The organism is Nocardia canadensis (assembly GCF_032656385.1).
GTDB lineage: Bacteria > Actinomycetota > Actinomycetes > Mycobacteriales > Mycobacteriaceae > Nocardia > Nocardia canadensis.
Genome location: NZ_JAVCWB010000008.1, coordinates 1,249,899 through 1,274,724, shown reverse-complemented (window position 1 = coordinate 1,274,724; position 24,826 = coordinate 1,249,899). Strand labels below are relative to the sequence as shown.

Sequence of the window (24,826 nt, the reverse complement as noted above, 5' to 3'; positions counted from 1 at the left end):
TCACTGCACCCGGTCGCGGCTCGGCGCCTGCTGCTCGGCGGAGTCGTCCTCGATGTAGACATCGTTGACGTTGATGTTGACCTCGACGACCTCGAGCCCGGTCATCTGCTCGATGGCCGTGATCACGTTGCGGCGCACCGCGATCGCCAGTTCCGCGATGGCGACGCCGTATTCGACGACGAGCTCCAGGTCGACGGCGGCCTGCTTCTCACCCACTTCGACCGAGACACCCTGGCCGATGCTCGAGGACGCGCCCGGAATGCGGTCGCGCAGTGCGCCGATCGCGCGAGCGGTGCCGCCGCCGAGGTCGTGGACGCCCCTGACCTCCCGCGCCGCCAGACCCGCGATCTTCTGGACGACGGCGTCGGCGATCGTGGTGGTGCCCTGATCGGTCACCAGGGCGCTCGGGCGGTTCGACCCGTCCCGGCCGGTCCCGGCCTTCTCCACGGCCTTGGCGTTCTCGGTGGTCGTGCTGGACATGATGCCTCCCGATTGTCTTGTGTTCCAAGGGTTGACGAACTGTCATAGGTAGGACACCGCCGTCGGGCGATCGTCACGGGCCCGATGAGTGATCTGGATCGCTGTCGGCGGCGAAGGCGTCGACGTCGAGATCCACGACGTGCACGCGCAATCCGGCGCCGGCCCATCTGGTCCCGGCCAGGACCGGCCGCACGGCCGAGTCCAGCTTCTCGAGCAGGGGCGCCAGCGGCAGCGTGGTGGCGACGACCCGGATCTCGACCGTCTCCTCGCCCAGGTCGACGGCGGCTCTGCCCGCGTTCCACGGCAGCCAGCGGCTGTTCTGCAGACCCATCGGGACCGCGGGGTGGGCGCCGTCGATGGCGTCGATCGCCGCGATGATCCGGTCGGTCAGGTCCTCGTCGCCGCTCACGGCCGCCCCGGTTCGATGTCGAGCACGTACACCCGCACCGAGTCGACCTCGGCGCCGGTGGATTCGGTGACGGCCTCGGCCACGGCCCGCTGCACGGCGCCGCCGACCTCGACGACGTTGCCCGATGCCGAGAGCGCCAGATCGATCTGGATGTCGAGCAGGCCACCGGCGCGGCGCACCCTGACTCCGGCCGACGCGGCCGGTTCGCGGCCGATCCACAACTGCCGCCCGGAGCGGGCGAGATGCCCGACCAGTCCGAGGACGCCCGGTTCGAGCCTGGCCACGCCCGGCACCTGCGCCGCCGCTCGGGCGGCCACGCCGGCGATCACCGCGTCCCCGACGACCAGCTCGGTCGCGGGGGCCGGGCCCGTCACCTGTCCTCCTCGTAGAGGTCGACCACAGTGATGTCGAGCCTGCCGAGCCGTACCCCGACCCGCGCGGTGGTCGCGGCCCGCGCGCGTTCGCGCACCGCGGCGACCAGCGTGTCGATGGCGTGGGCGCCGTTGCGGACGGCGATGGTCATCTCGACCGTGATCTCCTGTTCGCCGTCGGGTCCGGGTTCGCTGCTGCGCACCCGGCAGCCGCGGGCGCGCACGCCGTCGACGGTGTCGGCGGCGAACCGCAGCACGGTGGCCACGGCCTGCTCGCTGACCTGGACGGCGCCGGGGTGGGGCGTGTCGACGGACAGGGTGCGGCCGCGGCGCACATCGGCCCGCACAGCGGACATGATCCGGCCGAACAGGTCGGGCGGCGGCGGGTCGGGTTCGTCGATGAGCTCCCTGGTGGCGTTGCGCAGGGTGAGCAGGCTCTCCCTGGCCCCGGCGCAGTGCGGGCACGAGGCCTCGTGCTGATCGGCGTCCGGCGCGTCGAGCCGATCCCAGACCTGCTCCAGGCCGCGTCCGCAGGGGAGCAGGTAGTCGTTGTCGGTCTGGTTGGTCACCGCCATGGCTTCATCACCTCTGCCAGTTGGGCTCGGGCACGTGCGATCCGCCCGCGCACCGCTGTGCTGTTGGCGCCGACGATCTCGGCGATCTCGTCATAGGACCGGCCGTGGACCTCGCGCAGCAGCCAGCACGCGCGCTGCTCCGGCGTCAGCTGCTGCAGCGCGTCGGTGAGCGCGGCCATCTGGCTGTTCACCTCCGTGGCGTGCTCGGGCCTGGTGTCGGTGCGGGTCGAGGCCGTCGTGTCGGGGTCGACATCGGCGGGGACCCGCCGTGCGCGCAGGACGTTGAGGCACCGGTTGGTCGTCATCCGGTACAGCCAGCCCGCGAAGGCCGCGTCGTCCTGTAGTCGGGTGATCGTGCGCCAGGCTTTGAGGAACACCTCCTGGGTCACGTCCTCGGCCTCGGCCCGGTCGGCCAGCATCTTGGCGGCCAACCGGAACATCGGTCCCTGGTAGCGCAGCACCAGCTGCTCGTATGCCCGGACATCGCCGTCACGCGCTCGCCCGGCCAGGGTCGCGTCGTCCAGCTCTGTCTCGGGTGCGGGCGACGTCGTGGTCACACCGGCACCTCCTCCGCTGCTCCTGTGATGGACACCGATGCGCAGGAATTCGTCACGGCAAACTATCAGTGATCGTCGTCTCACTCCGGCTGCCGACGAGTTCCGGGGGTGTCGCGGTCACCGGCCCTCGCGCCGGTGCACGAGCGGCGGTTTCCCGGGCGGATCCGCGGGTAGGCGCGGAAGAGAACGTCGTTCCCGGACCCAGGAGGTGTATGTCATGCCCCAGCAGACGTGGAGTGCGAAACGCGAACGGCAGTACAAGGACATCAAGAAGTCCGAGCGTGACCGTGGTCGCAGTGAGAAGCGCGCCGAGGAGATCGCCGCGGCGACGGTCAACAAGACGCGATCCCGGCACGGCGAGACCAAGGGCTCGGGCGGCAAGTCCGCTTCGGGGGCGTCGTCCAAGCGCGGCGGGCAGCGGGCCCAGGGGAGTGGGAAGACCCGCGATCAGCTCTACGAGGAAGCCCGCCGCCGCAATATCGACGGCCGCTCGAAGATGAACAAGCAGGAACTGGCCCACGCCCTCGGTCGCGCCTGACCCGCTGCGAAAGGTTCGCCATGCAGATCGGATTCAAACTGGCGGCCGAGGCCTTCGACCCGAACGAACTGGTGCGCCAGGCCGTTCGGGCCGAAGCGGTGGGCTTCGACTTCGTCGAGATGAGTGACCATTTCCATCCGTGGCTCGACAACCAGAACCACTCACCGTTCGCGTGGACCGTGCTGGGCACGATCGCGGCACGCACCGAACGGATCGGCTTGGCCACCGGCGTGACCTGCCCGATGATCCGCTATCACCCCGCGATCATCGCCCAGGCCGCCGCGACGACCGCGCTGCTCTCCGACGGGCGGTTCACCCTCGGCATCGGTTCGGGCGAACGGCTCAACGAGCACATCGTCGGCGGGGACTTCCCGCCGGTGCGGGTGCGGCATCGAATGCTGCGCGAGGCGCTCGAGATCATCCGGTTGCTGTGGCGGGGTGGCTATCGCAGCTACGACGGGCGATATCTGTCGCTGTCGGACGCCCGGGTGTTCGATCTGCCCGAGACCCCACCGGAGATCGCCGTGGCCGCCGGTGGTCCGCGCGCGGCCGAACTCGCCGCCGAGCTCGGCGACGGGCTGTTCGCCACCGAACCGAAGCCCGAGCTGGTACGGGCCTATCGGCAGTCGGGCGGTGACGGGCCGCGCTACCTCGAGGTGGGCGTCGCCTTCGCCGACGACGAGCGCGCGGGCGCGCAAGCCGCGCTGTCGACCAACCGGTGGTCGGTCGGCGGCTGGAAAGTGATGAGCGAGCTGCCCAACCCGGCCAACTTCGCCGCCGCCACGACCACCGTGCGCGTGGACGACATGCTCGATGCCATGGTGTGCGGCAGCGACCCGAAACCCTATGTCGACGCGGTGCGCGACGCCGTCGAGGCCGGCTACGACCGGGTGGTGTTGATGAACGCCGGACCCGACATGGACGCGTTCCTCGATTTCTACCAGGGCGAACTGAACGATCTGCTGCGCGCGGAGGTCTGAGGGAGGCGGGGATGGCGATGCCGATCGGCCCGGCCGAGGCGGTGGCGTCGTGACGGTCTACCCCGGCGCCGCCGAGTACGTACCCGACACGGACGACCTGGAAGCGGTCCGTGCGGCAGCGGGCACGTGTCATGGTTGCGACCTCTATCGCGACGCCACGCAGACCGTCTTCGGTGCCGGCACGCCGCACGCGCGCACGGTCCTGGTCGGCGAGCAGCCCGGCAACGACGAGGACCTCGACGGCCACCCCTTCGTCGGTCCGGCCGGCCGACTGCTCGACCGCGCCCTCGACGACCTCGGCGTCGACCGGGCCGCACTGTATCTCACCAACGCGGTCAAGCACTTCCGCTTCGAGCGGCGCGGGAAACGACGCATCCATCAGCAACCCCGCCGCACCGAAATCGTCGCCTGCGCCCCCTGGCTGCGCACCGAACTCGACCTGGTCGCTCCCGACCTGGTGGTCTGCCTCGGCGCGATCGCCACCCACGCGGTCCTCGGCCCGCGGGCCGAGGTCACCGAACTCCGTGGCCACACCGTCGAACTCGACGACTTCCGGGTGGGCGTGACCGTCCATCCGTCCGCCGTCCTGCGAGCACCCGATCGCGCACGGTCCTACACCGAATTCGTCGACGACCTGGCGAGGGTATTCGAGATGCGATGACCGTGCGGCGGTGAACCTTGCATCACGTGCAATTCGGCAGTGTCGGCACCGAGTTCGGAGCAGCGGGCCGGGAAAGACAAGACTGCTTCTCGCCTGGTCGGGTGAATGGGGTCGGTGGACCTGAGTGGTGAAGTGTTCGTCCTGACCGGACCTCCCGCCGCGGGAAAAACGTCAGTCGCCCGGTTGCTCGCCGGGACGGCCGATGTCCCCACGGTCCATCTCGAGACCGACGTGTTCTACCGCTCGATCCGTACGGGGTTCGTCCTGCCGTTCCTCCCCGCAGCGCATCGCCAGAACGAGGTCGTGATCGAGGCGATCGTCGCGGCGGTCGAGGCGTACTCACGCGGCGGCTACGACGTGGTCGTCGACGGCATCGTCGGGCCGTGGTTCCTGCCGCTGTTGCGCGCACTCGCAACGGACGTGATTGACGGAGCTGCAAGTGGGAATAGCCGCGTCGATACAGGCCACCACAGTAGGGGGGTGGCCGCAGCAGGAGGTCATCATGCAGTTCGTGACGCCCGAGGACACCCCGTCCGACGAGGCCGACCCGCAGTCCGACCACGCTCTGGTGACAGCACTCCACGATCACCATCTGCGCGGCCTGCTGGTCACCGCGGCGGGACTGTCGACCGAGTCGCTACTGCGCGTCGGCGCCGCGGCCGAGACACTGCGCCGGACCGAGGGCCTGCATCCACTCGGCCTAACCGCCCAGCTCTGACCGACGTCAGGTGGCCGCGACGGTGAGATCGGTGATCGTGGCGCCGGGGGCGCTGTTCTGCACCGAGGCGATGCCTTTCTTCGCACCGTCCTTGGACTCATAGGCCTGCGACTGCGCGACGACCTCGTTGTTGCCCGCCTTGAGCCGCCACCGGAACTTACCCGCCGCGTCGGCGAAGATCTCGAACTTTCCTGCCATGACCGGGCCTCGCTTTCGTTCGCCGGGAAAACGTGCCTACCAGGGCAGAATACCCACTCGGACGGGTCTATTCTCGATCTTGTGGGTCTGGCGGTGCCGGCACCGATGCTGGCCACACCCGGACGGCCCCCGCGGCCGCCAGGTGGCTGGTGCGCGGAGATGAAGTGGGACGGCGTCCGCGCGATCGCTCGCTGCACCGGCGACGGGGTGAGCTTGTGGAGCCGGAACCTGCGCGAGATCACCGCCTCCTACCCCGACGTCGTCGCGGCGCTGACCGAGCTCACCGACGGACGAACCCTGCTGATCGACGGCGAGCTCGTCGCCCTCGATGCCGCCGGGGCCCCGTCGTTCTCCCGCCTGCAGCGGCGAATGCATGTCCAGCGGCCCGCGCCCGCGCTGCTCGAGCAGGTGCGCGTGGACTACCTCGGTTTCGACCTGCTCGCCCTCGACAACGACATCCTGCTCGCGGACCCGTACTCGTCGCGACGGGCCGAGCTGGCCGATCTGCGCCTCGACGACGGTGTGCGCGTGCGGGTTCCGCCGAACTGGTCGTTGGCCGAGGTCGACGCCGAGCGGCTGCTGCGCACCGCCGCCGAAACCGGTCTGGAGGGCATTGTCAGCAAGCGGATCGACTCGATCTATGAGCCTGGTCGCCGCTCCTCGGCCTGGATCAAGACCGTGCTGCGCGCCACGACCGAGGCCGTCATCGTCGGCGCGGTCCCCGGAACCGGCGCCAACGCCGCCACTTTCGGCGGTCTGATCCTGGCCGGACACACCCCTGACGGACACCTGCGCTGCATCGGCGGGGKCGGGACCGGATTCACCMCCGAGGCCCGCCGCAGCCTCCACGCTGCCCTCGAGAAGGTCCGCCGCGACACCAGCCCGCTCGACGACCCGCCGCCTGCCGCGGCGGTGCGGGCCGCCTGGTGGGTCGAGCCGGTGTTCGTCGCCGACATCGAGTACCGCGAGATCAGCGCCGACGGAATGCTGCGCCACCCCAGCTTTCGGGGGATCCGGACCGACAAGACACCCGACGACGTCGCCGTGCCCTTCTAGGATCCGCGCGGTGCGCTCGTCACCAGGGCACGATTCCGGCGTAGTCGAAGAATCCGCCGGTCGGTCCGCCGTCGGGCTGACCCAGCTGATCACGCTCGGACGGGCCTGCGCGGTGGTGCCCGAGTCGTTGCGGGCGCAGCTCCGCGACGGCCACGCCACCGTGCCGGTGCCGGACGCACCGTCCGTCACCACCGTCATCGCCTGGCCGTCACACAGCAGATCGCGCGCCGTCGCGATCTCGTGCGGACGGCGATACGCCGGTAGCGGCGGCTACGAGCAGCTGTCGGGCGGCCGGGGAGCGAGCCGAGCACACCGCCCGCGACGACGCCGTTGGCGTCGCGAGTAGTGCGCGTCGGCTCACTCCCGCGGTCTATCCGGTGTCGACACCGTCCAGCGAAACGCAGGGAGCGGTCGGTGCCGTACGCATCCGGTCGACCGGCTCCACACAGCCGGGATGCCCGCTCGGCGTGGTGTGAAACGACGAAGCGGAGAGTTATGTCGCGATCGTTGTCGCCATCGACAACAGCAGCTCGAGCGCGTACCGCACCGATTGATCGAGCACCTGCGCCGGATCGCCGTCGAAGTGCCGATGGCTAGCTCGCGCGGCGCTGCGCGAAACGACGCAGAACCACACCGATCCGGCGGGTTCCCCGTCCTGCGGCCCCGGACCACCGACACCGGTGGTGGCGACGGCGATGTCGGCGTCCATCAGGGCCCGGACGCCCTCGGCCATCGCGGTGGCCGCGACCTCGGAGACCACCGGAACATCGGGAACACCCAGGACACGCTGCTTGACCTCGGTGGCGTAGGCGACGACGCCACCGCGGAACCATACGGCCGAATCGGGCGCGGCCCCCAGGGCGGCCGCGACATTGCCCGCTGTCAACGATTCGGCGACGGCCACCGTCAGGCCCCGCCGTTCGGCCAGATCTGCGAGCTGACGGGCGATCGCGCTCATGATCTCCTTCGACGATCGAGTCGTATCGGTGCGCTCCGTCAGCCTAGTGCGCCGGCACTCACGCTCGCGGCTGCCTGACGCCCGGCAGGAAGGTGGTCCAGTCGATTCGGGTGAGTCCGACGACCGCGGCGAGCAGCGCGATCTGAACGGCGATCCCGGCCGGCGAGGTCAGCGAGGAAACGAGCGTGGTACCGAGACTCCGCTCGGCCACCCCGGTCGCGCCGACATAGAAGGCGAAGCTGACCGTTCTTCCCGCGACGTGCGCCGCGGTGAGCGGAAGCAGGCGAAGCCCCATCAGACCCGCGGCCTCGAACATCTGCGCCGACGGCAAGGGGGAGACGAGGAAGACCCCCAGCACCGCGACGGTGCGACCGCGCCGCCGCGTGAGATAGTCGCCGGCCGTTCGCAGGTTGGCTCGTCGGCGTGCACCGAGATGGTCGCCGAGATGATGGGTGGCGGTGGCGAGGAGGTAGCGACCCGCGCCGGACGCGACAGCGGCGACGACGACGAGCGGGACCGGATGGAGGTGCCAATTCAACGCGAAGAACACCACCAGCACCGCATTGGGCGGTCCGAACGCGGGCAGCAGATTCACCGCGAACACCACGGCGACAACGATCAGGAAAGGCAGGACTGTCACGTTCATGACCAGACCGTGGTGATCGGCGCGCGGCGGCGAGACAACTCCGCGGCCCGCGACCGGATCAGCGGCGCCGGGCGAGCCGGCGCAACCGCTCGTGCTCGAGAACGAACACCGCGACGGCGGCGGTGAAGCACAGCGCGGTGGCGACGGCGCCGAGCCACGCCCAGCCGGCGAAGCCGTAGCCGGCGGCGGTGAGTGTCGATGCCAGGCCGACGACGCCCGCGAGAAAGAGCAGAATGCCGGGGATGTTGTAGGGATCGGCGAGGCTCTCGCCCGGCTTGCTGTGGTAGACCGCGTCGGACGTGGTGTCGCTCATGGTGTTTCTCCGATTTCGTCGTCTTGCGCCAACCGCGACCTGGACAGGTTGAGGGTCAGCGGTATCAGGTGGGAATGGATGCGTGCCGTCCGGGCGAGTTCGCGATAGGTCGACTCGACCACGTAGCGCACGTACGTGCCGGGAACGTCGGGGAATCTGCGGGCGAGCAGTTGCGCGATGGCTTCCAGTTCGTCGGATGCCATCGGCGGTACCGTTTCCGCGACGGTGGAGACAGGCGCCGATCTCGGCGCCGCGTCCGTGGTGAGCGATTCGTCGACCGTCGGCGTGCTCATGAACTGTCACCTCTGCCGTCGGCGTGGACAATCCGTTTCGCGTACCCGGCGGTGTTCATCTCGGCCCCTTTCTGCCGGTCTCAGCGTGCACCGGGCGGCGCTTGTCCCGGCAGGGTCCGGAGACCCCGCGCGGGGGGCCTTTCGTCGTGTCCATCGGTGATGTCGGCAGGGACCCGCACGGGGCGAACGGCACTGCCGCCGGGGCTGCCCGAGAAGCGATGGTGACAGGGACGAATACCGATTGTCCGACCGTCGAGGAGGTCCCGATGCGCATCGAGACGGGAAAGCCGATGTGGCACCGCTGGATCGCCTTCGTCACCGTGGGCGAATTCCTCGGCTTCTCGCTACCGGCGATCGTGGCGACGGCGGTGTGGGAGCGCGGCGGATGGCCGGCGACGACGGCCCTACTGGCGGCAGGCCTGGGCGAGGGCATCGTGCTCGGCTGGTTCCAGGCGCGGGCACTACGCCCCGCGCTTCCCGAACTTCCCGGCCGCGCCTGGATCGCGGCGACCGCGCTCGGCGCGGCGATCGCCTGGTCCGTGGCGATGGTGCCGGTGGGCACCGACGGTTTCCGTGGCTGGCCGACAGCGGCGGCGATACCGGTGCTGTGCGCGGGCGGCGCCGTGGTGGTTTCGGCTATCGGGGTGGCTCAGTGGAGCGTGCTGCGCCGATATCTGCCACGGGCAGGCTGGTGGATCGGCGCGACCGCGCTGTCGTGGGCGGCGGGCCTGGTCGCGTTCGCGCTCTTCACCAGCCCCCTGTGGCAGCCGGGCCAGCAGCCGGTCGAGATCGCCCTGATCGGCCTGGCCGGGGGATTGCTGATGGCGTTCGTGATGGCCGGTGTCTCGGGCGGATTCCTGGTGTGGCTGTTGCGTGCACAGGCCGAGGACGGGCGCTGATTCGACCCCGCAGCGGGGGCCTTGGTACTCGCTCATGGTGCCTGTCGACCCTTCTCCCGGCAGCTCCCGCCGGCACATGGTTGACGGAGTCGGCCGGTCGGCCGCGATTCGGTAGGAGGCGGAGAATGTACTGGTATGACCACGACGTCAACGGTTGGGGATACGCGTGGATGGGAGTCGGGATGGTCTTGTTCTGGGCCCTGTTGATCGTCGGCTTCGCGCTCGCGCTGCGATACCTGTTCCGAATGGACGGCGAGCACCGGCACCCGGCACCACCCGGTCCGGAACATGTCCTGGCGGAGCGGTTCGCGCGCGGCGAGATCGATGCGAAGGAGTACGCGGACCGCTTGTCCGTTCTCCGGTCCGTCGACCGTCGATGAGCCGGTCCCGAACGCCTCCGGCACCCTGTCCGCCCCGCCTGCCGTGACAGGTGGGGCGGACAGGGGTACCGGTGGCCCTTCGGGAGCCGGACAGTACGGGGTCAGTCGTGGTGGACGACCATGACCGGGCAGTCGGCGTGCTGCACGAGCCAGTGGCTGGTCGATCCGAGCAGCAGGCCCCGGAATCCGCCGCGACCGCGGCTGCCGACGACGAGCAGCTGGGCGGTTCGTGACCAGCGCGCCAGGTTCTCGCGTGGACCGAACACCTCGACCTCGCGGCGCACGTCCACCTCGGGGAACTGCTCGGACCATCCCGCCAGGCGTTCGGCCAGCAGCGCTTCCTCGGCGACCGTGAAATCGTCGATGGGCAACTCGAGGTAGCTGGTGCCGGCGAACTGGCCCTGGGCCAGATCGCTCCAGGCGTGCACCGCGACCAGTCGACTGTGGCGCAGCGCGGCTTCGGCGAACGCGGCGCCGATGGCGGGCTCGCCGACGCTGCTGCCGTCGACACCCACGACGACAGGACCGCTGTCGCGCTCGGGATCGGACCCGCGCACGATGACGACCGCGCCGTGCGCGTGCGCGGTCACCGCCAGCAGCGTCGAACCGAGGTGGGCGATCGGACCGACCGCAGCCGCCGCGCCGAGCACCAGCAGATGCGCGTGCGCCGAGGCATCGATGAGGGTGCGCGCGGGGTTGCCGGTGGCGAGTTCGGTGGTCACCGTGACCGACGGCGCGGCGGTGAGCGCGTCCTGGCGGGCGGTGGCCAGCGCCTGCTCGGCGGCCGACCGGATGTCGTGCATCGTGGTGTAGATGAACGCGTCGTAGGCGCTGCGGGGTGTGCGGTCGGCGACCGGGTCGGTGCAGTGCACGATGTGCAGGGCACGGCCGCGCGCCGCGGCGGTGCGGGCGGCCCAGCGCACGGCGGCGGTCGATCCGTCCGATCCATCGATTCCGACGACGACCGCCGCCGAGGCGACGCGGTGGGGGTTCTCGCTGTGCTCGGTCATGGCCTCAGCGTGGCACGCGGGCACTTCGCCGGTCAGAGCCGTGGTGCCCGGAACACGGGGACCAATGGCATCGGCTGGATCGCCGGCCGTGGGGGAGGAAGAGCAGTTCGGCCGCTGTTCGTCGACCATGGTCTCTCGCCGTTTCCGACTGTCCCGGCGAGGATCAGATCACCGGCTGCGCACCAGAAACGGGCCGGGCACCACATCGCCTACGTCGAGGTCGAGATGACAGAGCTACACCCCCTGGACTGGGGATTCATGGAACTGGAGGACGCTGATCGCCGCATCAGCCTCGGCATCGGCGCCGTCGCGATCGTGGCCGGGCCCGCGCCGACGCGCGCCGAGTTCGTCGCGTGGCTGCGGGAGCGGATCGACCACGTCGAAATCCTGCGCAGGCGAGTGCGCAGAAGGCCGCTGGACCTGTCCGCACCGGTGTGGGAGCGCGACCCCGGTTTCGACCTCGCACACCACATCCGGTGGACCGCTGTGCCCGGCCCGCGGGACGAGTCGGCCTTGCGGGAGCTCGTCGCCACCGAACTGGAGCAACGGCTCGACCGGGACCATCCCCTGTGGCAGTGCGTGGTCGTCGAGCAGCTGACCGGCGACCGATGGGCATTGATCGTGAAGGCCCACCACAGCATGGTCGACGGCCTGTCGGGAATCGCGTTGTTCGAGCAACTGTGCGATGCCGCCGTCGACCGCGCCGCACCGGCGAGCACTCCGACCTCGGGCACCTCGGGGACCGGCGTCGTGGAATGGGTGAGCAGGGCGATTCGGCTGCCGGTGACGGCGCCGCGCTTCGCTCTGTCGATGATGCGCGCGCTCGTGCCCGTGGTGTCCGCCGCGGTGGCTCCGGGCAGCCCGTCGTCCTTGAACGGGCCGCTCGGCCGCCAGCGCCGCTATGCCGTCGCGCGGGCGTCGATGACCGACATCCGCACGATCGAGACGGCGTTCGGCACATCGGTCAACGACGTGGCCTTGGCCGCCGTCACCGCGGCCTACCGGCAGCTTCTGCGTGACCGCGGCGAGGACCCGGCGGCGGGCGGAATTCGGATTCTGGTCCCGGTGTCCATGCGTGCCACCGATGCCGAATTCGCCTTGGACAACCGCATTTCGGCGATCATCCCGCATCTCCCGGTGGAGTTCACCGATCCGGTCGAGCGGTTGAGCGCCGTCCATGAGCGCGTCGCGCGCCACCGTGCGCGGGGCGAAGCCGAGGCCGAGAAGTCGATGTTGGCGGTGGCGCAGCTGCTGCCGTTCGCCGTCGGGGCGTGGGCGTTCCGGCTGGCCGGTCACTTCCCGCAGCGCAGTGTCGGCGCGCTGGCCACCAATGTGCCGGGACCCCGTGGACAGCTGAGCCTGGACGGTCGCGCGGTGACGGAGATCTGGCCCTGCATTCCCCTCGCGATGCGCCTGCGCACCACGATCGCGATCCTGAGCTACGACGACCGCCTGGTCTTCGGCATCACCGGGGATTACGACTCCACACCCGACATCGACCTGATCGCCGCCGGTATCGAGGACGGTGTTGCGGAACTACTGGCCCGCGCGCGATAGAACCGAGAGCGATCCGAGGACGCGGACGCGTTCCGGCCGCGACGATGGCGCGAGCTCGGCTCGACTACCGCCGTGGCGCCTGGTTCGCCGAGTGGCTCGGGGTGCGCAGATGGAGCGCGATCTGGATGACACCGTCGCTGCGGTGAGCCGAGATCGGCAGGTCGGAATCGATGATCAGCCGCATGGCTTTGGAGTTCGTCGGCAGCACCTCGGCGATGAACCGGTCGAGGCCGCGCGCGCGACCGAGCTCGGTGAGCCGATGGAACAGCACGGTGCCGATGCCGTGGTGTTGTTCGTCGGCGGCCACGACCAGAGCGATCTCGGCGCTGACCCCGTCGTCGAGGACGACGAAATTCGCGACACCGACCAGCCGGTCGTCGAGGAACGCGCCGACCGCGCAGTGTGTGGGGTCGTGCGACGCGATCGAGCCGACCACCCGGTCGAGGTCCTTGGGCGGTGGGGCGAAGAACCGGAAGTAGCCGTCGGTCCGGTCGAGCCCGGCGTGGAGTTCGCGTACCGCGTCCCGGTCGGTGGGGCCGAGTTCGCGCAGGACGATGTTCCGCAGGGCGGTGGTCATCACGATCCCGCCTTCGACCGGGTGACGGCGACCTTCAGCGCGCCTGTCTCCGCGGCACGCGCGAAAGTGTCGTAGGCGTCGACGAATTCGCCCATTGCGAAACGGTGCGTGATCAGCGGGGTGGGATCGAGGTGCCCGGATCGGATCAGTTCGATCAGGCGCGGGGTCGAATGCGTATCCACCAGGCCGGTGGTGATCGTCAGATCCCGGCTCCACAGGTTCTCGAGGTGCAGCGTGGCCGGTGCGCCGTGCACCCCGATATTGGCGACGTGACCGCCCGGACGCACGAGATCGACGGCCAGTTCGAAGGTCTCGGGTACCCCGACCGCCTCCATCGCCACATCGGCGCCTCGGCCACCGGTGAGCTCGGCGACCCGGGCGCGCACCTCGTCGCGTCGGCTGTTGAGCACCGGATCGGCACCGAGTGCGTGCGCGGCGGCCAACCGGGAGTCGGCGAGGTCGACGACGATGATGCGGCTCGGGCTGTAGAGCCGCGCGGTGATCACCGCGGCCAACCCGATCGGCCCCGCGCCGACGATGACCACGGTGTCGCCCGGCCGCACCCTGCCGTTGCCGACGCCGACCTCGTAGCTGGTGGGCAGGATGTCGGCCAGCATGAGCATCTGCTCGTCGCTGATGCCGGGTGGGATCGGGTGGGTCGACAGGTCGGCGAACGGCACGCGCACCGATTCCGCATGGGTACCGTCGATTTCGTGGCCGAGCAGCCATCCACCGCCGCCGGTGCACTGCCCGTAGCGGGCCTCCCGGCACGATGCGCACGCTCCACACGCGGAGATACACGACACGAGAACTCGATCCCCGACCCGCACGGTGCGCACCGCGCCACCGATGGCGGTGACGGTGCCGACGGCCTCGTGGCCGAGGATCCGCCCGCGCTCGACCTCGGGCACATCACCCTGGAGAATGTGCAGGTCGGTTCCGCAGATGGTGGCCGTGTCGACGGTGACGACGGCGTCGGTGCTGTCGAGGATCGTCGGATCGGGTACCTCGCGACGGTGTGGACGTCCTGGACCGTCGTAGACCATGGCGAACATCGAGGACTCCTTTCAGATCGCCGACGACCGGGCGAGTGACTCGGCACGGGTTCGGATGCCCGAGAGCATCTTTCGCTCCATGACCAAGCTGCCCGGCTCGGCGACGAGGCGGGTGAACAACCGTGTCCCCAGCGACGCCCCGGTCAGCGAGATGAGATTGCGGCTGATCAGCCGGGTGCCTGCGGGTTCGGGATAGAGGGCGAACGACCAGACCCAGGCGCCGTCCTCGGAGGCGAACACCAGTGACCGGTCGGGTTCGAGCACGCGGATCCGCAGGCGGGGTCCGCGCGCGCCGAGGGCGATCACGTCGCCCAGCGCCGGATGCTGGAATCGCGGCAGGATCTCGTCGGCGCTGTGCATGTCGAGGCCGAACAGGTTCTCGATCCAGTCGTAGGTGTACGCGCCGCCGCGCCCGGGGCCGATCTGCACGAGCCACGGCCAGATCGCCGCGGGTTCGGCCGCGACGGTGATCGCCCTGGTCGTGCGAATATCGGGGTGCGGGAGCAGTTCGTCGCCGGGTATCGTCCGCTGCGCCTCGTCGCGGGTCGCGCCCCAGGTCGCGAACCGTTTGCGCAGCAGAACCGAGTACCCGAGTCCGAGTCCGGCGGCGTAGATCGCGGCACCGACGGCGAAGGCTGTCGTGTTCTTCATCGCAGGTCCTCGCCGACGGGATGCGCGACCATGACGGGGCAGTGGGCGTGCTGGACAAGCCAATTGCTGGTCGAACCGAGGACGAGACCGCGCAGCCCACCCCACCCGTGGCTTCCGACGACCACCATCTGTGCCGAGTCCGACCACTCCTGCAGGTGTTGACGCGCATCGGCGGGGTAGACCCGATGCGTCACCGGGACATCCGGGTACTTCTCGTTCCAGCCGGCGAGTCGCTCGGCCAGCAGCGCTTGGTCGGAGGCCTGCTGATCGTCGACGCTGAACTCACCGGCGAACTCGCCGAAGGACGTGTCGTTTCCGGCGAGTACGGCGACGAGGGGTGCCGTTCGCTCCGAAGCTTCGGTGAACGCCGCGGCGATGGCCTGCTCGCTGGTGGGGCTGCCGTCGACACCGACGACGATCGGCCCGGTGCGGCGGGGCGCCGGCCCCGTGCCGGTGTCGACCACCACGATCCGGCCCGAACCGTGGGCGGTGACGGCCAGCAGCGTCGATCCGAGATGCGCGAGCGCGCCGACATCCGGTGTCGCTCCGAGCGCGACCAGATGAGCACGGCGCGACAGCGAGATCAGTGTCTGCGCCGGGTGCCCCGCGACGAGCTCGGTCCTGACCTCGACTCCGGGCGCGGCCTCGCGGGCCGTGCGCTCGGCGTCGGCCAGGACGGCGGTGCCGTGGGCGCGCACCGCGTCGATCACCGCCGGTGTGACGACAGCGTAGGGGTTGACAGCGGCGGTGCGGGCCAGGTCGAGTCCGTGCACGATCAGCAGGCGGCGGCCCCGCTCGGCGGCGGTCTGCGCGGCCCAGCGGACAGCGACGTCGGCCGCTGCCGATCCGTCGGTCCCGACCACGACGGCGGACGTCGCGAGCTCGTGTGCTTCCTCGGTGCGATGCGTGCTCATGGTGGTGCCCCTATCGGCGTGCGGTACGAATAGGTCGACCGTACGAACCACCGGGGTCGGGTGACTGCTGGCGTAGGTCCCCGACCGAAGGGCCGATCGGACACACCTGGACCGCGCGGGCTGATCGAAGTCGTCGCCCTCGACCGGGGTGCTCGCGGCCCTGTGAGCCCTGGCGCTGGGTGCCCGCTACGCCTACGCACCCCGCGTTCTCGGCTACTGCGGTCGCTCGGACGCGCGGGCACTACACAACGGGTCAGCCGCCGACGTCGGCGCCTGGCCCGGCACCGACTGCCCGGCGGCGCCCACGAGCAGTCGATCCGCATCCTGGACAGCTGCCGCATCACCTGGGGCAGGTGAGGTAACGACGGTGGTGCCGCGGCGGTCCACTGTCGGCGGTCGGTGTCCGATGCTGCGGTCGTCCGCTCCGGCCTGCGGCGCGCCGAGGTGGACGACAGTCGCCTCGTGACCGAGGTGACCGACGGCGACCAGGGGCCCCGTGCACCGGGGCGCGCGCCCCGACGCCGGGCGGGCGCCGGCCATCAGTACGGCACGACAAGGACAGGTGACCGATCGGCGATCGACCGGTGTCCCTGCGAAGAGCTCGACCCCGGCCCGACAGGGGATGTCAGGGGTGCACGAGATTGCGGTAGGTCTCGAGGATGCGGCGAATGGACGAGGTCACCGGCAGATCACCGTCCAGGGGCGCCCAGACATAGCGGGCGTGGACGGAGAGCCGGATCGGTTCGGTCGCCGCGACATCCACCGCGAAATGCAGGCGGCGCACCGGGTGGGCGTCGGGGGACAGGTAGTCGAAATCCCCGACATGGTGCCGAATCCCGGTGACGACCAGGCCCGTTTCCTCGTGCACGCCCCGGACGACCGCCTCGGCGAGAGGCTCCCTCGGCAGCACGGTGGTTCCGGGAAGCTTCAGAGTGGCCTTGATCGGACCGGTGTCGTGGCGCGCGAGTAGTAGGACCTGTCCGCCGCGATCGATGATCGCGCCGACCCGAGGTGCGGTACCGTCGATTTCGGCCTGGCGAGACATTTCCTCGAACTCCGACTCAGACACCATAGGACTCACCGACTTTCGACTCCGACACCCATCGCCACCGCCGCCGGATCCGGCGAAGGTGGTCGGTGATTACGGTACGTGCCGGGCACTGTCGGCGTGGGCGAATCGGCCTGCCAGGCTTGCGAAGCCACGCCCGAATGTCGGGGCGTCACGGTCGGCGCGTCGAGTGGCACGTGAGTCCGATGTGGTCAGCCGAGGACGTGTGCGCGAATATCCGCCGCCCACTCCCCGTATCCGACCTGCGTGCTGTCCGGGTGTCGGGCGTACACCACCCGGCCGGTCGGCGAAATGATCGGTCCACCGGGTGATTTCGCAGCCGATCCCGGTGACGAACCGGGTCCGCGCGGTCGTCGACCATCACCGGACCGATGGTGGTGCGGTCCCACCGATCGAATCCTGGGCGCCGTCGTCGCCCTCGCGCAGGGAGTGGATCATGCTGCGCAGGCTGCGGAACGCCGCCGACTGTTCGGCCTCGGTCATCCCGGCCAGCATTCCGACCTCGACGGCGCGGACCGCCGCGCTCGCCTTCTCGAGGCTTCGTCGGCCGCGAGGGGTGAGTCGCGCGGGCAGTGCCTTTCCGACCGGCGCCGCCGCGGGCCGCATCACGTAGCCGTCTCGTTCCAGGGTCTGCAGCACCTCCGCCATGGCGGCGCGCAGGGCGCTCGACGCTTCTTTGAGCAGGTAGCCCAGTGACGTCTCCAGGTCGATGCCGACCCCGTCTCGACCTGGCTCCACGCCACCGATGTCCAGGCCATCCACGACGCACTCGCCGCCGACGGCCACACCATTGTCGCCGCACCCGTCGACGGCCCCTTCGGCCGGACCTTCACCTTCGCCGACCCCGACGGCTACCGGATCACCCTCCACGACCGCACCTGACAGGCGACGTCATCGAACGATCATGGACCGCCGCTACGATGCTCAGCCATGGCCGCGATCGAGTTCGGGCAGGACTTGGTGAAAGCGCTACTGCGCGAGCAATATCCGGATCTCGCCGACCTGGAGCTCCGAGATGTCGAGGGCGGCTGGGACAATCGGCAATGGCGCCTCGGACCGGAACTGGCGGTGCGGTTGCCCCGCACCGAGCGAGCACCTGCCCTGCTGCGGATCGAGCAGACCTGGCTGCCTGTGCTGGCGGAGCGCCTACCGTTGCCGACGCCCACACCGGTGCGTGTCGGCCACCCGTCGTCCCTGTTCCCGCACCCCTGGACGATCGCGCGATGGGTCGAGGGAGAGCCCGCCGATCGCGCGCCCATCACAAGTCTCGACTCCGCCGAGATCCTGGCAGGATTTCTGCGCGTGCTGCACGGCGACGCGCCCGCCGGCGCTCCGAACAACCCCACGCGCGGAATCCCGCTGGCCGATCTGCGCGAAGGCTCGGGCCGCTGGTTCGAGGTCATCGCCGATCCGGCGATGGCCGAGCACGCACGGGAAGTCTTCGACAAGGCGGTCGATGCCCCGACGTGGCAGAGTGTGCCGCAGTGGCTGCACGCCGACCTGCACCCGGCGAACGTGGTCGTCGATGCGGGGACGCTCGCCGGGGTGATCGACTTCGGTGAGATGTGCGCGGGCGATCCCGCGACCGATCTGTCGGCAGCCTGGATACTGTTGCCGACAGGCGGGGCGAGCCGGTTCTTCGACGCCTATGCACGGGCGGACGCGGCCGCCGTCGCGAGAGCGCGGGGCTGGGCAGTGCTGCGCGCGCTCGGCCTGATCATGGTCGGGCGCAACGGCAGACTAGGTCTGCCCGGTGGCAAACCGAGCTGGGAACCGGCGGGCTACGCGACCCTGGAACGGGTCCTGGCGGCGGACTGACCGCCCGGCGTACTTATCCGAGTTCTTCGGCCAGCCCGATGAGCAGGCCTTCGGGGCCACGGATGTAGCAGAGCCGATAGACGTTCTCGTACTGGACCACTTCGCTGCTGACGAGGTGCGCGCCGTGCTTGCCGAGGCGGGTGAGGGTCTCGTCGATGTCGTCGACGGTGAACATGACGCGAAGGTAGCCCAGCGTGTTGACCGGGGTTTGGGGAGCGGCGATCACCTGCGGCGCCAGGAAGCGGGAGAGCTCGAGTCGGCTGTGGCCGTCTGGTGTGCGCATCATGGCGATCTCGACGCTCTGGTCGCCGAGGCCGGTCACGCGCCCGGCCCACTCGCCCGCCACCATGGCTCGACCCTCGAGTTCGAGGCCGAGTTCTTCGAAGAACTCGATCGCCGCCGTGAGGTCTTCGACGACGATGCCGACGTTGTTCATCGCGACTGGCATGAGGTCATCCTAGGGAACTGGAGTCGGCCGTGCCCATCGATCGCCGGCAATGCGTGCCGCCGCGGTGTCGTCAGGACGGGTGGTTGTCGAGGAACAGCGGCGGCATGAAGTGCAGCATCAGCGTGGACCAGGTCAAATGCGTGATCAGGGAGGCCTGGATGCCGCCCGTGTGCTGACGCTGGATGCCGAACAGTGTGCCCATGACCGCGCCGGCCAGCACCAGCGCCGGGTTGCGCGTCGCGGTGGTGGCGAGGATGTAGGCGCCGGTGGAGACGGCGACGGGCGCACGCGGGGCCGCGTGGTAGACCGCGCCCCGGAAGTACACTTCCTCGGCGGCGCCGTTGGCCAGCGCGGTCAGCAGGACCGCCGGCGTCCGGCCCCGGTCGGCGTAGCGCAGGAGCCTCGTGATCGCCCTGCGTAGCAACGGGATTCGTCGGGCGACGAGCGCGCATCCGTAGAACACCCCGAACGCCGCGACGCCGGTCGTCGCCGGCGCGAGCACACGCCGGTCGGGCTGGTCCTCGATCGGCGCCGGAGTGGTGGCCAGACCACCGAGGGTCAGTGTGGTTGCGGTGGCGAGGGTGAGCCCGTAGAAGCGCCTGCTGGCGGGCGGCGCGGCCAGGGACGCGCCCAGCAGGCCGGTGCCTGCCAGACCCACGGCCGCGACCGCCAGTGGCCGCTGCCCATCCTGCCTCGGCCGCACTCCACGCGACCACGAGCGGGCCGTCATTCGTCGTACCGCATCCGGACGCGCTCGCCGAGCGCGCGCAGGACCGCTTCGTCGTAGCCGATCGTCTCGAACGGCAGCAGGTCCCGGATGGTGGTGTCGTGCACGACGACCTCGTTGACCATCGAGTCGACCAGCGACCGGCCGGTCTGGACATCGACGTCGGTGACCAGCGCGAGCCAGCGGGAGGACAGCCGCGGGGACAGGAACGGCACCGGCACGATCGGCGTCGGCCGTCCCTGGATCCGCGCCACCCGCCGCATCATGTCGATGTAGGCGAGGACGTCGGGACCGCCGATCTCATAGGTCCGGCCGGTGGTGCGTGGCTCGTCGAGCACACCGGTGAGGTACCGGATCACGTCGTCGACGGCGATCGGCTGGGTGCGGGTGCGAACCCAGCGCGGGGTGATCATCGCGGGCAGGTGCTCGACCAGCTGCCGGGTGATCTCCCAGGAGATGCCGCCGTGCCCGACGATGATCCCGGCGCGCAGTGTCGTGACGGGTACCCCGGCTTCGCCGAGCAGGGTTTCGACCTGCCTGCGGCTGCGCAGGTGCGCCGAGAGACGATCGGTGTCGTCGCCGAGCCCGCCGAGGTAGATGATGCGCTGCACCCCGGCCTGTGCGGCGGCGCGGCCGAAGTTCCGGGCCGCCGCCGCGTCGCGCCGCTCGAAGTCCTCTTCGGCGAGCGAGTGCACGAGATAGTAGGCGCTGCCGCAATCTTGCATGGCCTCCGGCAGCGAGGCGGGGTCGGCGACGTCGGCACCGACGGGCGTGCCCGCCCCGTGATACCTCTCCGGGTGCCTGGTCATGGCCCGCACGGTGTGTCCGGATTCCTGCAGTTCCGGGCAGAGGCGCCGCCCGATGAACCCGGTCGAACCGGCTACGAGTACCTGCACAACGGATCCTCTCCACGCGGGCGGACATGCGGCCGGGCGTCTCGACGCCGACGATGGAACCGGCGCCAGGCTACCCGCGCGGGGCGTCTCGGCGCCGGATCCCCGCCGCGAGAGTCGGGCTTCGCGTGTGGTCCGGGTGGACGTGTGCCGTCGATGACGTCCTGTCTCAGCTACCGACGACGGTGATCTTGGCCTGATCCGGGTTGATCTCCGAATCGGAGGGATTCGCGTCGGACTTCACCGTGATGCGCGACTTGTCGATGCCGTCGGCCTCGAGTTCGGCCGCGATGTTGTCACCGCGCGCTTGGGCCAGAGACTTGGCATCGGCCACGTTCGAATCCTTGGCGTAGGTCGAGACTTCGATCTTGGTGTCGTTGCCCTGCAAGGCGGCCGCCACGGCTTTGAGCGTGACGGTGTCGGTGGTCCCCAGGTCGGAACTGCCCGGGTCGAAGGTGATCGGGGCGGCGACCAGGACCTTGTTGATCGCGTCCTGCACTGTTTGCTGCACGCTGTCGCGTGCCGAACTCACCGCCGAGGACGCCGTCGCGGCGATACTGCTCCGCATGGTGTCGACCTGGGTGGTCGGGGTGGTCGTCGGTGTCGACGACGTGTCGTCGGAGTTGCAGGCCGCGGTCATCAGTACGACCGCCGCGATCGACGCTATCCCAAGGACGCTGCGTGTGAGCTTCACCGGAATCTCCTGGTCTGTGAATGTCGGAAAAGTGGGTCGTGCTCGACTGCGTCGCGCGGCAGGGGAACATCCGGGGCCGCTGCACCGCTCGCCCCGGACGTGGCGGCCGACAGTCGTCGGCCCGAGCGTGCGGGGACGCCGGACCACTGCTGTGCGGTCAAGCGGGTCGGTCCCCTCTCGTCGAGATCGCCGCCGTGCCCGCCGCGTCGGAGGACAGCACCGGGCCCTGCACTGGAGTTGATCCCATAGGCGCATCGTGCGCCGCCGCCAGGGCGCGCGCCTCACCCGAATCGGGTGAACCCAGCGAGCGTCATCCGTGTCGGCGCCGGTACGCGGCGCCGGCACCGGGGTGCAGGGGGATGGTCCCGGTGCCGATGAGGAAGCGGCCGTCGAGGAACTGGGCGCCTGCGGCCTCGGCGGGCACGAGCGAGTCCGCGTGCCGGACCAGCAGGTCGACGATGGCGGCGGCGAGCTCGTCGGGCAGCGTCGCGGTGGCGAGCAGGAGGTTGGCGACGCCGATCGTATGGACCGCGGGGCTGCCCGGGTAGGCATCGGCGGGGAGGGCGACGCGGTCGTAGACCGGGCCGTACCGCTCCCGCATCGGCGCGGCCAGGGCGCCGAGATCGATCAGCCGCATCGGGTCCGGGACGGTGAGCGCGCTGGTCGGCACGCCACCTGCCCACAGCAAGGCGTCGATGGTGCCGTCGGTCAGTGCCTGAGCGGCCTCGCGCAGCGGGCGGTGTTCGACGGTGACCTCGGCGGGGTCCAGGCCGGCGGCGCTCAGCACGCGCTCACCGGTGACCGCGGCTCCGGACCCTGCGGCGCCGAGGTTGACGCGGCGCCCGCGCAGATCGCCGACCTGCGTGATCGGTCCGTCGGTGCGGACCGCCAGCTGCAGATAGTTCTCGTAGACCCGGCCCAGCGCGACCACGCGTCCGCCGAAGTCGTCTGCCGAGTCGGCCAGCGCGAGCGCGGTGTCGACCTCGCCGGTGGCGACCATCCGCAGATTCTGTTGGGAGCCCGCGGTTTCCACCGGCTCGATGCGCAGGTCGTCGGAATGTCCGGCGGCGGCGGTGGCCAGCAGCTGGGCGAAGGCGTAGTAGAAGCCGCCCTCCTCGCCGGAAGCGAGCCGTATCGTCGCGGGATCGGTCGTGCCGCAGCCGACGACGCTCGCCGACGCCAGCGCGGCCAGGGCCAGCATCCGGCGACGGCTGATCGACGGGCCGCTCATCGGGTCACCGCGGGGACGCGGACCAGGACGGCGAGCCCGTGCGGGTGCACCGCCTCGACGGACAGCGTGCCGCCACGCGCCTTGGCCAGCGCCTGCGCGATCGACAACCCCAGACCCGTCCCGCCGGCGGCGGCTGTCGAACCACGGAAGAACCGGGCGGTGAGCCGGTCGAGCTCGTCGGGTACCGCGCCCGGCCCGTCATCGGCGACCCGCACCGTCACCCCGTCCGGACCGGCCGTGACGCCGACGATCGTGTGCGCCCCGGATCCGGCGTAGCGGCATGAATTGCTCAGGGCCACATCGAGGATCTGGGCGAGGGCGGCCGCGCTGATCGCGGCCTCGACCCGATCGGCGCCGGGGCCAGGTCGGACCGTCGCCGTGGGGGAGTCGTCGGTGGGTGTCGCCGTCAGCCGGATCCCCGCATCGTCGAACGCCGAGGTCCAGGCGTCGACGCGGTCGGCGGCGACCTGGGCCGGATCACAGTGTTCCTCGGCGCAGGCCACGGTGCCGAAGGACGCGGGCGCCTCGGCGACGGCCAGCTGCAGCAGGTCGTCGAGGAGCGCGGTCAGCCGTTCCACCTCGGTGGTGGCGCCGCGGAAGGTCGCCGCCGCGCTCGCGGGGACCGCGGATTCCAGCGAGTCGAGCCGAATTGTCAAGGCGGCGAGCGGATTACGCATGGCATGGGCGGTATCGGCGACGAGCTGGTGTTGCGCGTCGGCGGAGTCGGCGACGGCCGTCGCCATCGCGTCGACGGATTCGGCGAGGGCACGGACCTCGGGCGGACCGCCGTACCGCCGGGTGATCGGGGCCCGGCCGCGTGGCTTGGGCAGCGTCGCGGTGAGCTCGGCGACCGCGTTCGACATGGCGGCCAGCGGGCGCAGCACCCAGCGGCTCAGGACGAGCGCCAACAGCACGAACACGACCATCGCGCCCAGTGCCCCGACCGCGATCAGCGCCCACATCCGAGCGATCGCCGAGCGGGCCGCGGCCGTCGACGCCTCGATCACGACGGCGCCGTTCACCTGTACGCCGGTGCCGACGGGACGCGCGACGAGCATCGCCGGCGCGCTCCACGGCGTCAGCCGGTCCACCTGCTGCGGGCGCTGGTTGCGCCGGGCGGCGGCCACCGCCGCCCGGATCCGCGGATCGTCCACCGCGACTCCGGCATTGACGATCGGCGCCCCGCGCGCATCGACGACCAGGACGTTCTCCCCGTAGAGCTCGTGATAGCGGGTGACCTCGTCGGCGAGTGCCCGCACCCCGCCCGCCGACCCGGCCGCGTCGGCGAGCGTGGCGAAACGATCGGCGTCGCCGGACCGGCCGAGCACCAATTGCTGGGTTCGGCTGGTGGCCGCGGTCAGCGACAACGGCACCGCGAACGCCAGCACCGCGAGCGCGGCGAAGACGGTGAGCGCGATCAGCAGTCGGCGCCGCATGCGCGTTCCCGGGAGGTCACTCGCCCCACCGATATCCGTAGCCGCGAATGGTGGTGATCAGCCCGGGCCGGTTCAGTTTCGCGCGCAATCCGGTCATGTGGACATCGAGCGAGCGCGAGACCGCGACGAAGGCGTCGCCCCAGATGCGGTCCATCAGCTGTTGCCTGCTCACCGCGGCACCCGGCCGTTCCACCAGCACCTCGACCAGTTCGAACTCCTTCTGGGTGAGCGGGATCGGGGTGCCGGCCACCTCGACCACGCGGGCGCGCAGGTCCACCCGGACATCCCCGGTGACGACCTCGGTCCTCGCCTGCCTGGCGACGGCGGCGGCCCGGCGCAGCACGGTCTCGAGCCGCGCCATCAGCTCGGCGATGCGCGGCGGTTTGACCACGTAGTCGTCCGCGCCGCCACGCAGGCCGCGCACGATGGAACGTTCGTCGCTGCGGGCGGTCAGGATCAGCACGGGGACGGCGCTGACCTCGCGCAGCCGGCGCAGCACCTGCAGCCCGTCGGCGTCGGGCAGGCCGAGATCGAGCAGGACCGCGTCGTAGTCGCGGTGGGCGATGAGCAGATCGGCGCCCCGGCGCAGGCGCTCGGCCCGGTAGCCGCGCGCGGTCAGCGCCTCGACCAGGGCATCGCCTACCCCGTCGTCGTCCTCGACCACCGCAAGCCGCACGCGCCGATCCTCCCACAGGGGCAGGACCGGCGCGGTTG

35 protein-coding genes and 2 pseudogenes are annotated in these 24,826 nt (G+C 70.5%); 12 read left to right on the top strand and 25 right to left on the bottom strand.

The features are described 5' to 3' along the window. From Q7X29_RS19770 to Q7X29_RS19750, 5 genes are all read right to left on the bottom strand, one after another. Positions 1 to 480: an Asp23/Gls24 family envelope stress response protein gene (locus Q7X29_RS19770; RefSeq protein WP_316574987.1), complete on the bottom strand. Its 480-nt coding sequence runs from the start codon at positions 478 to 480 to the stop codon at positions 1 to 3. Between the two features lie 73 nt (positions 481 to 553). Further along, positions 554 to 889, bottom strand: coding sequence for a hypothetical protein (locus Q7X29_RS19765; protein ID WP_316574986.1), 336 nt, complete (start codon positions 887 to 889; stop codon positions 554 to 556). Continuing rightward, positions 886 to 1,263: an Asp23/Gls24 family envelope stress response protein gene (locus Q7X29_RS19760; protein WP_218718100.1), complete on the bottom strand. Its 378-nt coding sequence runs from the start codon at positions 1,261 to 1,263 to the stop codon at positions 886 to 888. The genes Q7X29_RS19765 and Q7X29_RS19760 overlap by 4 nt, the downstream gene beginning before the upstream one ends. Further along, positions 1,260 to 1,835 carry an Asp23/Gls24 family envelope stress response protein gene (locus tag Q7X29_RS19755; protein WP_316574985.1) on the bottom strand — a complete coding sequence of 192 codons (576 nt, stop codon included), beginning with the start codon at positions 1,833 to 1,835 and terminating at the stop codon, positions 1,260 to 1,262. Before Q7X29_RS19755 ends, Q7X29_RS19760 begins: the two co-directional genes overlap by 4 nt. Then, positions 1,826 to 2,392 carry an RNA polymerase sigma factor gene (locus tag Q7X29_RS19750; RefSeq protein ID WP_218718098.1) on the bottom strand — a complete coding sequence of 189 codons (567 nt, stop codon included), beginning with the start codon at positions 2,390 to 2,392 and terminating at the stop codon, positions 1,826 to 1,828. Before Q7X29_RS19750 ends, Q7X29_RS19755 begins: the two co-directional genes overlap by 10 nt. Before the next feature lie 217 nt (positions 2,393 to 2,609). Here Q7X29_RS19750 and Q7X29_RS19745 point away from each other — a divergent pair, with 217 nt between their 5' ends. The 5 genes and pseudogenes from Q7X29_RS19745 (at position 2,610) to Q7X29_RS19730 (ending at position 5,289) form a co-directional block, all read left to right on the top strand. After that, complete coding sequence (locus tag Q7X29_RS19745; RefSeq protein ID WP_218718097.1) at positions 2,610 to 2,930, top strand: plasmid stabilization protein; 321 nt, start codon at positions 2,610 to 2,612, stop codon at positions 2,928 to 2,930. Positions 2,931 to 2,950: 20 nt separating this feature from the next. Beyond that, complete coding sequence (locus Q7X29_RS19740) at positions 2,951 to 3,910, top strand: TIGR03557 family F420-dependent LLM class oxidoreductase (RefSeq protein WP_218718096.1); 960 nt, start codon at positions 2,951 to 2,953, stop codon at positions 3,908 to 3,910. A 49-nt stretch (positions 3,911 to 3,959) separates the two neighbouring features. Next, complete coding sequence (locus Q7X29_RS19735; protein ID WP_218718095.1) at positions 3,960 to 4,571, top strand: UdgX family uracil-DNA binding protein; 612 nt, start codon at positions 3,960 to 3,962, stop codon at positions 4,569 to 4,571. Positions 4,572 to 4,676: 105 nt separating this feature from the next. Beyond that, positions 4,677 to 4,937, top strand: a pseudogene (locus Q7X29_RS33100) (phosphotransferase-like protein); the annotation flags it as partial. A 136-nt stretch (positions 4,938 to 5,073) separates the two neighbouring features. Continuing rightward, positions 5,074 to 5,289, top strand: a complete 216-nt coding sequence (locus Q7X29_RS19730; protein WP_255587603.1) for a hypothetical protein — start codon at positions 5,074 to 5,076, stop codon at positions 5,287 to 5,289. A 6-nt stretch (positions 5,290 to 5,295) separates the two neighbouring features. On the opposite strand, the gene Q7X29_RS19725 is transcribed toward Q7X29_RS19730, so the two are convergent. After that, entirely contained in the window at positions 5,296 to 5,487 is a 192-nt protein-coding gene (locus Q7X29_RS19725; protein WP_218718093.1) for a YegP family protein, read from the bottom strand. 105 nt (positions 5,488 to 5,592) lie between these two features. Here Q7X29_RS19725 and ligD point away from each other — a divergent pair, with 105 nt between their 5' ends. After that, complete coding sequence (ligD, locus tag Q7X29_RS19720; protein WP_316575387.1) at positions 5,593 to 6,543, top strand: non-homologous end-joining DNA ligase; 951 nt, start codon at positions 5,593 to 5,595, stop codon at positions 6,541 to 6,543. Between the two features lie 19 nt (positions 6,544 to 6,562). Here ligD and Q7X29_RS19715 read toward each other — a convergent pair whose 3' ends face one another. The 5 genes from Q7X29_RS19715 to Q7X29_RS19695 form a co-directional block, all read right to left on the bottom strand. Next, a complete protein-coding gene (locus Q7X29_RS19715; RefSeq protein WP_316574984.1) occupies positions 6,563 to 6,697 on the bottom strand; it encodes a hypothetical protein in 135 nt (44 codons plus the stop codon). Between the two features lie 339 nt (positions 6,698 to 7,036). Further along, complete coding sequence (locus Q7X29_RS19710) at positions 7,037 to 7,501, bottom strand: CinA family protein (protein ID WP_218718091.1); 465 nt, start codon at positions 7,499 to 7,501, stop codon at positions 7,037 to 7,039. Positions 7,502 to 7,559: 58 nt separating this feature from the next. Next, positions 7,560 to 8,147: a hypothetical protein gene (locus Q7X29_RS19705; protein ID WP_316574983.1), complete on the bottom strand. Its 588-nt coding sequence runs from the start codon at positions 8,145 to 8,147 to the stop codon at positions 7,560 to 7,562. Between the two features lie 58 nt (positions 8,148 to 8,205). After that, the gene (locus Q7X29_RS19700; protein ID WP_316574982.1) at positions 8,206 to 8,460 is read right to left on the bottom strand and encodes a hypothetical protein; all 255 of its coding nucleotides are present in this window, start codon (positions 8,458 to 8,460) and stop codon (positions 8,206 to 8,208) included. Further along, positions 8,457 to 8,753 carry a three-helix bundle dimerization domain-containing protein gene (locus Q7X29_RS19695; RefSeq protein ID WP_316574981.1) on the bottom strand — a complete coding sequence of 99 codons (297 nt, stop codon included), beginning with the start codon at positions 8,751 to 8,753 and terminating at the stop codon, positions 8,457 to 8,459. Before Q7X29_RS19695 ends, Q7X29_RS19700 begins: the two co-directional genes overlap by 4 nt. Before the next feature lie 266 nt (positions 8,754 to 9,019). Between Q7X29_RS19695 and Q7X29_RS19690 the strand changes: the two genes are divergently transcribed. Then, entirely contained in the window at positions 9,020 to 9,652 is a 633-nt protein-coding gene (locus tag Q7X29_RS19690; protein ID WP_316574980.1) for a hypothetical protein, read from the top strand. Positions 9,653 to 9,777: 125 nt separating this feature from the next. Continuing rightward, on the top strand, positions 9,778 to 10,032 hold the full coding sequence (locus tag Q7X29_RS19685; protein ID WP_218718086.1) for an SHOCT domain-containing protein: 255 nt from the start codon (positions 9,778 to 9,780) through the stop codon (positions 10,030 to 10,032). Between the two features lie 101 nt (positions 10,033 to 10,133). Here Q7X29_RS19685 and Q7X29_RS19680 read toward each other — a convergent pair whose 3' ends face one another. After that, positions 10,134 to 11,042, bottom strand: coding sequence for a universal stress protein (locus Q7X29_RS19680; protein ID WP_316574979.1), 909 nt, complete (start codon positions 11,040 to 11,042; stop codon positions 10,134 to 10,136). Between the two features lie 225 nt (positions 11,043 to 11,267). Between Q7X29_RS19680 and Q7X29_RS19675 the strand changes: the two genes are divergently transcribed. Beyond that, positions 11,268 to 12,599 carry a wax ester/triacylglycerol synthase family O-acyltransferase gene (locus Q7X29_RS19675; RefSeq protein WP_316574978.1) on the top strand — a complete coding sequence of 444 codons (1,332 nt, stop codon included), beginning with the start codon at positions 11,268 to 11,270 and terminating at the stop codon, positions 12,597 to 12,599. 64 nt (positions 12,600 to 12,663) lie between these two features. Here the strand turns inward: Q7X29_RS19675 and Q7X29_RS19670 are convergent, their stop codons facing one another. From Q7X29_RS19670 to Q7X29_RS19655, 4 genes are read right to left on the bottom strand one after another with little or no spacing between them, the layout of a single operon-like run. Then, positions 12,664 to 13,176 (bottom strand): GNAT family N-acetyltransferase, encoded by a 513-nt coding sequence (locus Q7X29_RS19670; RefSeq protein ID WP_316574977.1) that lies wholly within the window; start codon positions 13,174 to 13,176, stop codon positions 12,664 to 12,666. Then, entirely contained in the window at positions 13,176 to 14,231 is a 1,056-nt protein-coding gene (locus tag Q7X29_RS19665) for a zinc-dependent alcohol dehydrogenase family protein (protein ID WP_218718082.1), read from the bottom strand. Before Q7X29_RS19665 ends, Q7X29_RS19670 begins: the two co-directional genes overlap by 1 nt. A 12-nt stretch (positions 14,232 to 14,243) precedes the next feature. Further along, positions 14,244 to 14,882 (bottom strand): SRPBCC family protein, encoded by a 639-nt coding sequence (locus Q7X29_RS19660; RefSeq protein WP_316574976.1) that lies wholly within the window; start codon positions 14,880 to 14,882, stop codon positions 14,244 to 14,246. Beyond that, positions 14,879 to 15,796: a universal stress protein gene (locus Q7X29_RS19655; RefSeq protein WP_316574975.1), complete on the bottom strand. Its 918-nt coding sequence runs from the start codon at positions 15,794 to 15,796 to the stop codon at positions 14,879 to 14,881. Before Q7X29_RS19655 ends, Q7X29_RS19660 begins: the two co-directional genes overlap by 4 nt. Positions 15,797 to 15,965: 169 nt before the next feature. Here Q7X29_RS19655 and Q7X29_RS19650 point away from each other — a divergent pair, with 169 nt between their 5' ends. Beyond that, entirely contained in the window at positions 15,966 to 16,262 is a 297-nt protein-coding gene (locus Q7X29_RS19650; RefSeq protein ID WP_316575386.1) for a DUF6390 family protein, read from the top strand. A 159-nt stretch (positions 16,263 to 16,421) separates the two neighbouring features. On the opposite strand, the gene Q7X29_RS19645 is transcribed toward Q7X29_RS19650, so the two are convergent. Both Q7X29_RS19645 and Q7X29_RS19640 read right to left on the bottom strand, forming a co-directional pair. Beyond that, the gene (locus tag Q7X29_RS19645; protein WP_316574974.1) at positions 16,422 to 16,841 is read right to left on the bottom strand and encodes an NUDIX hydrolase; all 420 of its coding nucleotides are present in this window, start codon (positions 16,839 to 16,841) and stop codon (positions 16,422 to 16,424) included. Positions 16,842 to 17,225: 384 nt separating this feature from the next. Beyond that, positions 17,226 to 17,603, bottom strand: a complete 378-nt coding sequence (locus Q7X29_RS19640) for a MarR family transcriptional regulator (protein ID WP_316575385.1) — start codon at positions 17,601 to 17,603, stop codon at positions 17,226 to 17,228. Between Q7X29_RS19640 and Q7X29_RS19635 the strand changes: the two are divergent. After that, a pseudogene (locus Q7X29_RS19635) lies at positions 17,595 to 17,747 on the top strand (VOC family protein); the annotation flags it as partial. The gene Q7X29_RS19640 and the pseudogene Q7X29_RS19635 sit on opposite strands and share 9 nt — an antisense overlap. A gap of 48 nt (positions 17,748 to 17,795) precedes the next feature. Continuing rightward, positions 17,796 to 18,683 (top strand): aminoglycoside phosphotransferase family protein, encoded by an 888-nt coding sequence (locus Q7X29_RS19630; RefSeq protein ID WP_316574973.1) that lies wholly within the window; start codon positions 17,796 to 17,798, stop codon positions 18,681 to 18,683. Between the two features lie 13 nt (positions 18,684 to 18,696). Here Q7X29_RS19630 and Q7X29_RS19625 read toward each other — a convergent pair whose 3' ends face one another. From Q7X29_RS19625 to Q7X29_RS19595, 7 genes are all read right to left on the bottom strand, one after another. After that, complete coding sequence (locus tag Q7X29_RS19625) at positions 18,697 to 19,131, bottom strand: VOC family protein (RefSeq protein WP_218718075.1); 435 nt, start codon at positions 19,129 to 19,131, stop codon at positions 18,697 to 18,699. Between the two features lie 70 nt (positions 19,132 to 19,201). Then, complete coding sequence (locus Q7X29_RS19620) at positions 19,202 to 19,789, bottom strand: CPBP family intramembrane glutamic endopeptidase (RefSeq protein ID WP_308248454.1); 588 nt, start codon at positions 19,787 to 19,789, stop codon at positions 19,202 to 19,204. Between the two features lie 68 nt (positions 19,790 to 19,857). Next, a complete protein-coding gene (locus Q7X29_RS19615; RefSeq protein WP_316574972.1) occupies positions 19,858 to 20,754 on the bottom strand; it encodes an NAD(P)H-binding protein in 897 nt (298 codons plus the stop codon). 166 nt (positions 20,755 to 20,920) lie between these two features. Continuing rightward, on the bottom strand, positions 20,921 to 21,445 hold the full coding sequence (locus Q7X29_RS19610) for an OmpA family protein (RefSeq protein WP_316574971.1): 525 nt from the start codon (positions 21,443 to 21,445) through the stop codon (positions 20,921 to 20,923). A gap of 310 nt (positions 21,446 to 21,755) precedes the next feature. Further along, entirely contained in the window at positions 21,756 to 22,676 is a 921-nt protein-coding gene (locus Q7X29_RS19605; protein WP_316574970.1) for a TAXI family TRAP transporter solute-binding subunit, read from the bottom strand. Beyond that, positions 22,673 to 24,112 (bottom strand): sensor histidine kinase, encoded by a 1,440-nt coding sequence (locus Q7X29_RS19600; protein ID WP_218718070.1) that lies wholly within the window; start codon positions 24,110 to 24,112, stop codon positions 22,673 to 22,675. The genes Q7X29_RS19605 and Q7X29_RS19600 overlap by 4 nt, the downstream gene beginning before the upstream one ends. A 16-nt stretch (positions 24,113 to 24,128) precedes the next feature. Then, positions 24,129 to 24,788, bottom strand: a complete 660-nt coding sequence (locus Q7X29_RS19595; RefSeq protein ID WP_218718069.1) for a response regulator transcription factor — start codon at positions 24,786 to 24,788, stop codon at positions 24,129 to 24,131. Between the last annotated feature and the right edge of the window lie 38 nt (positions 24,789 to 24,826).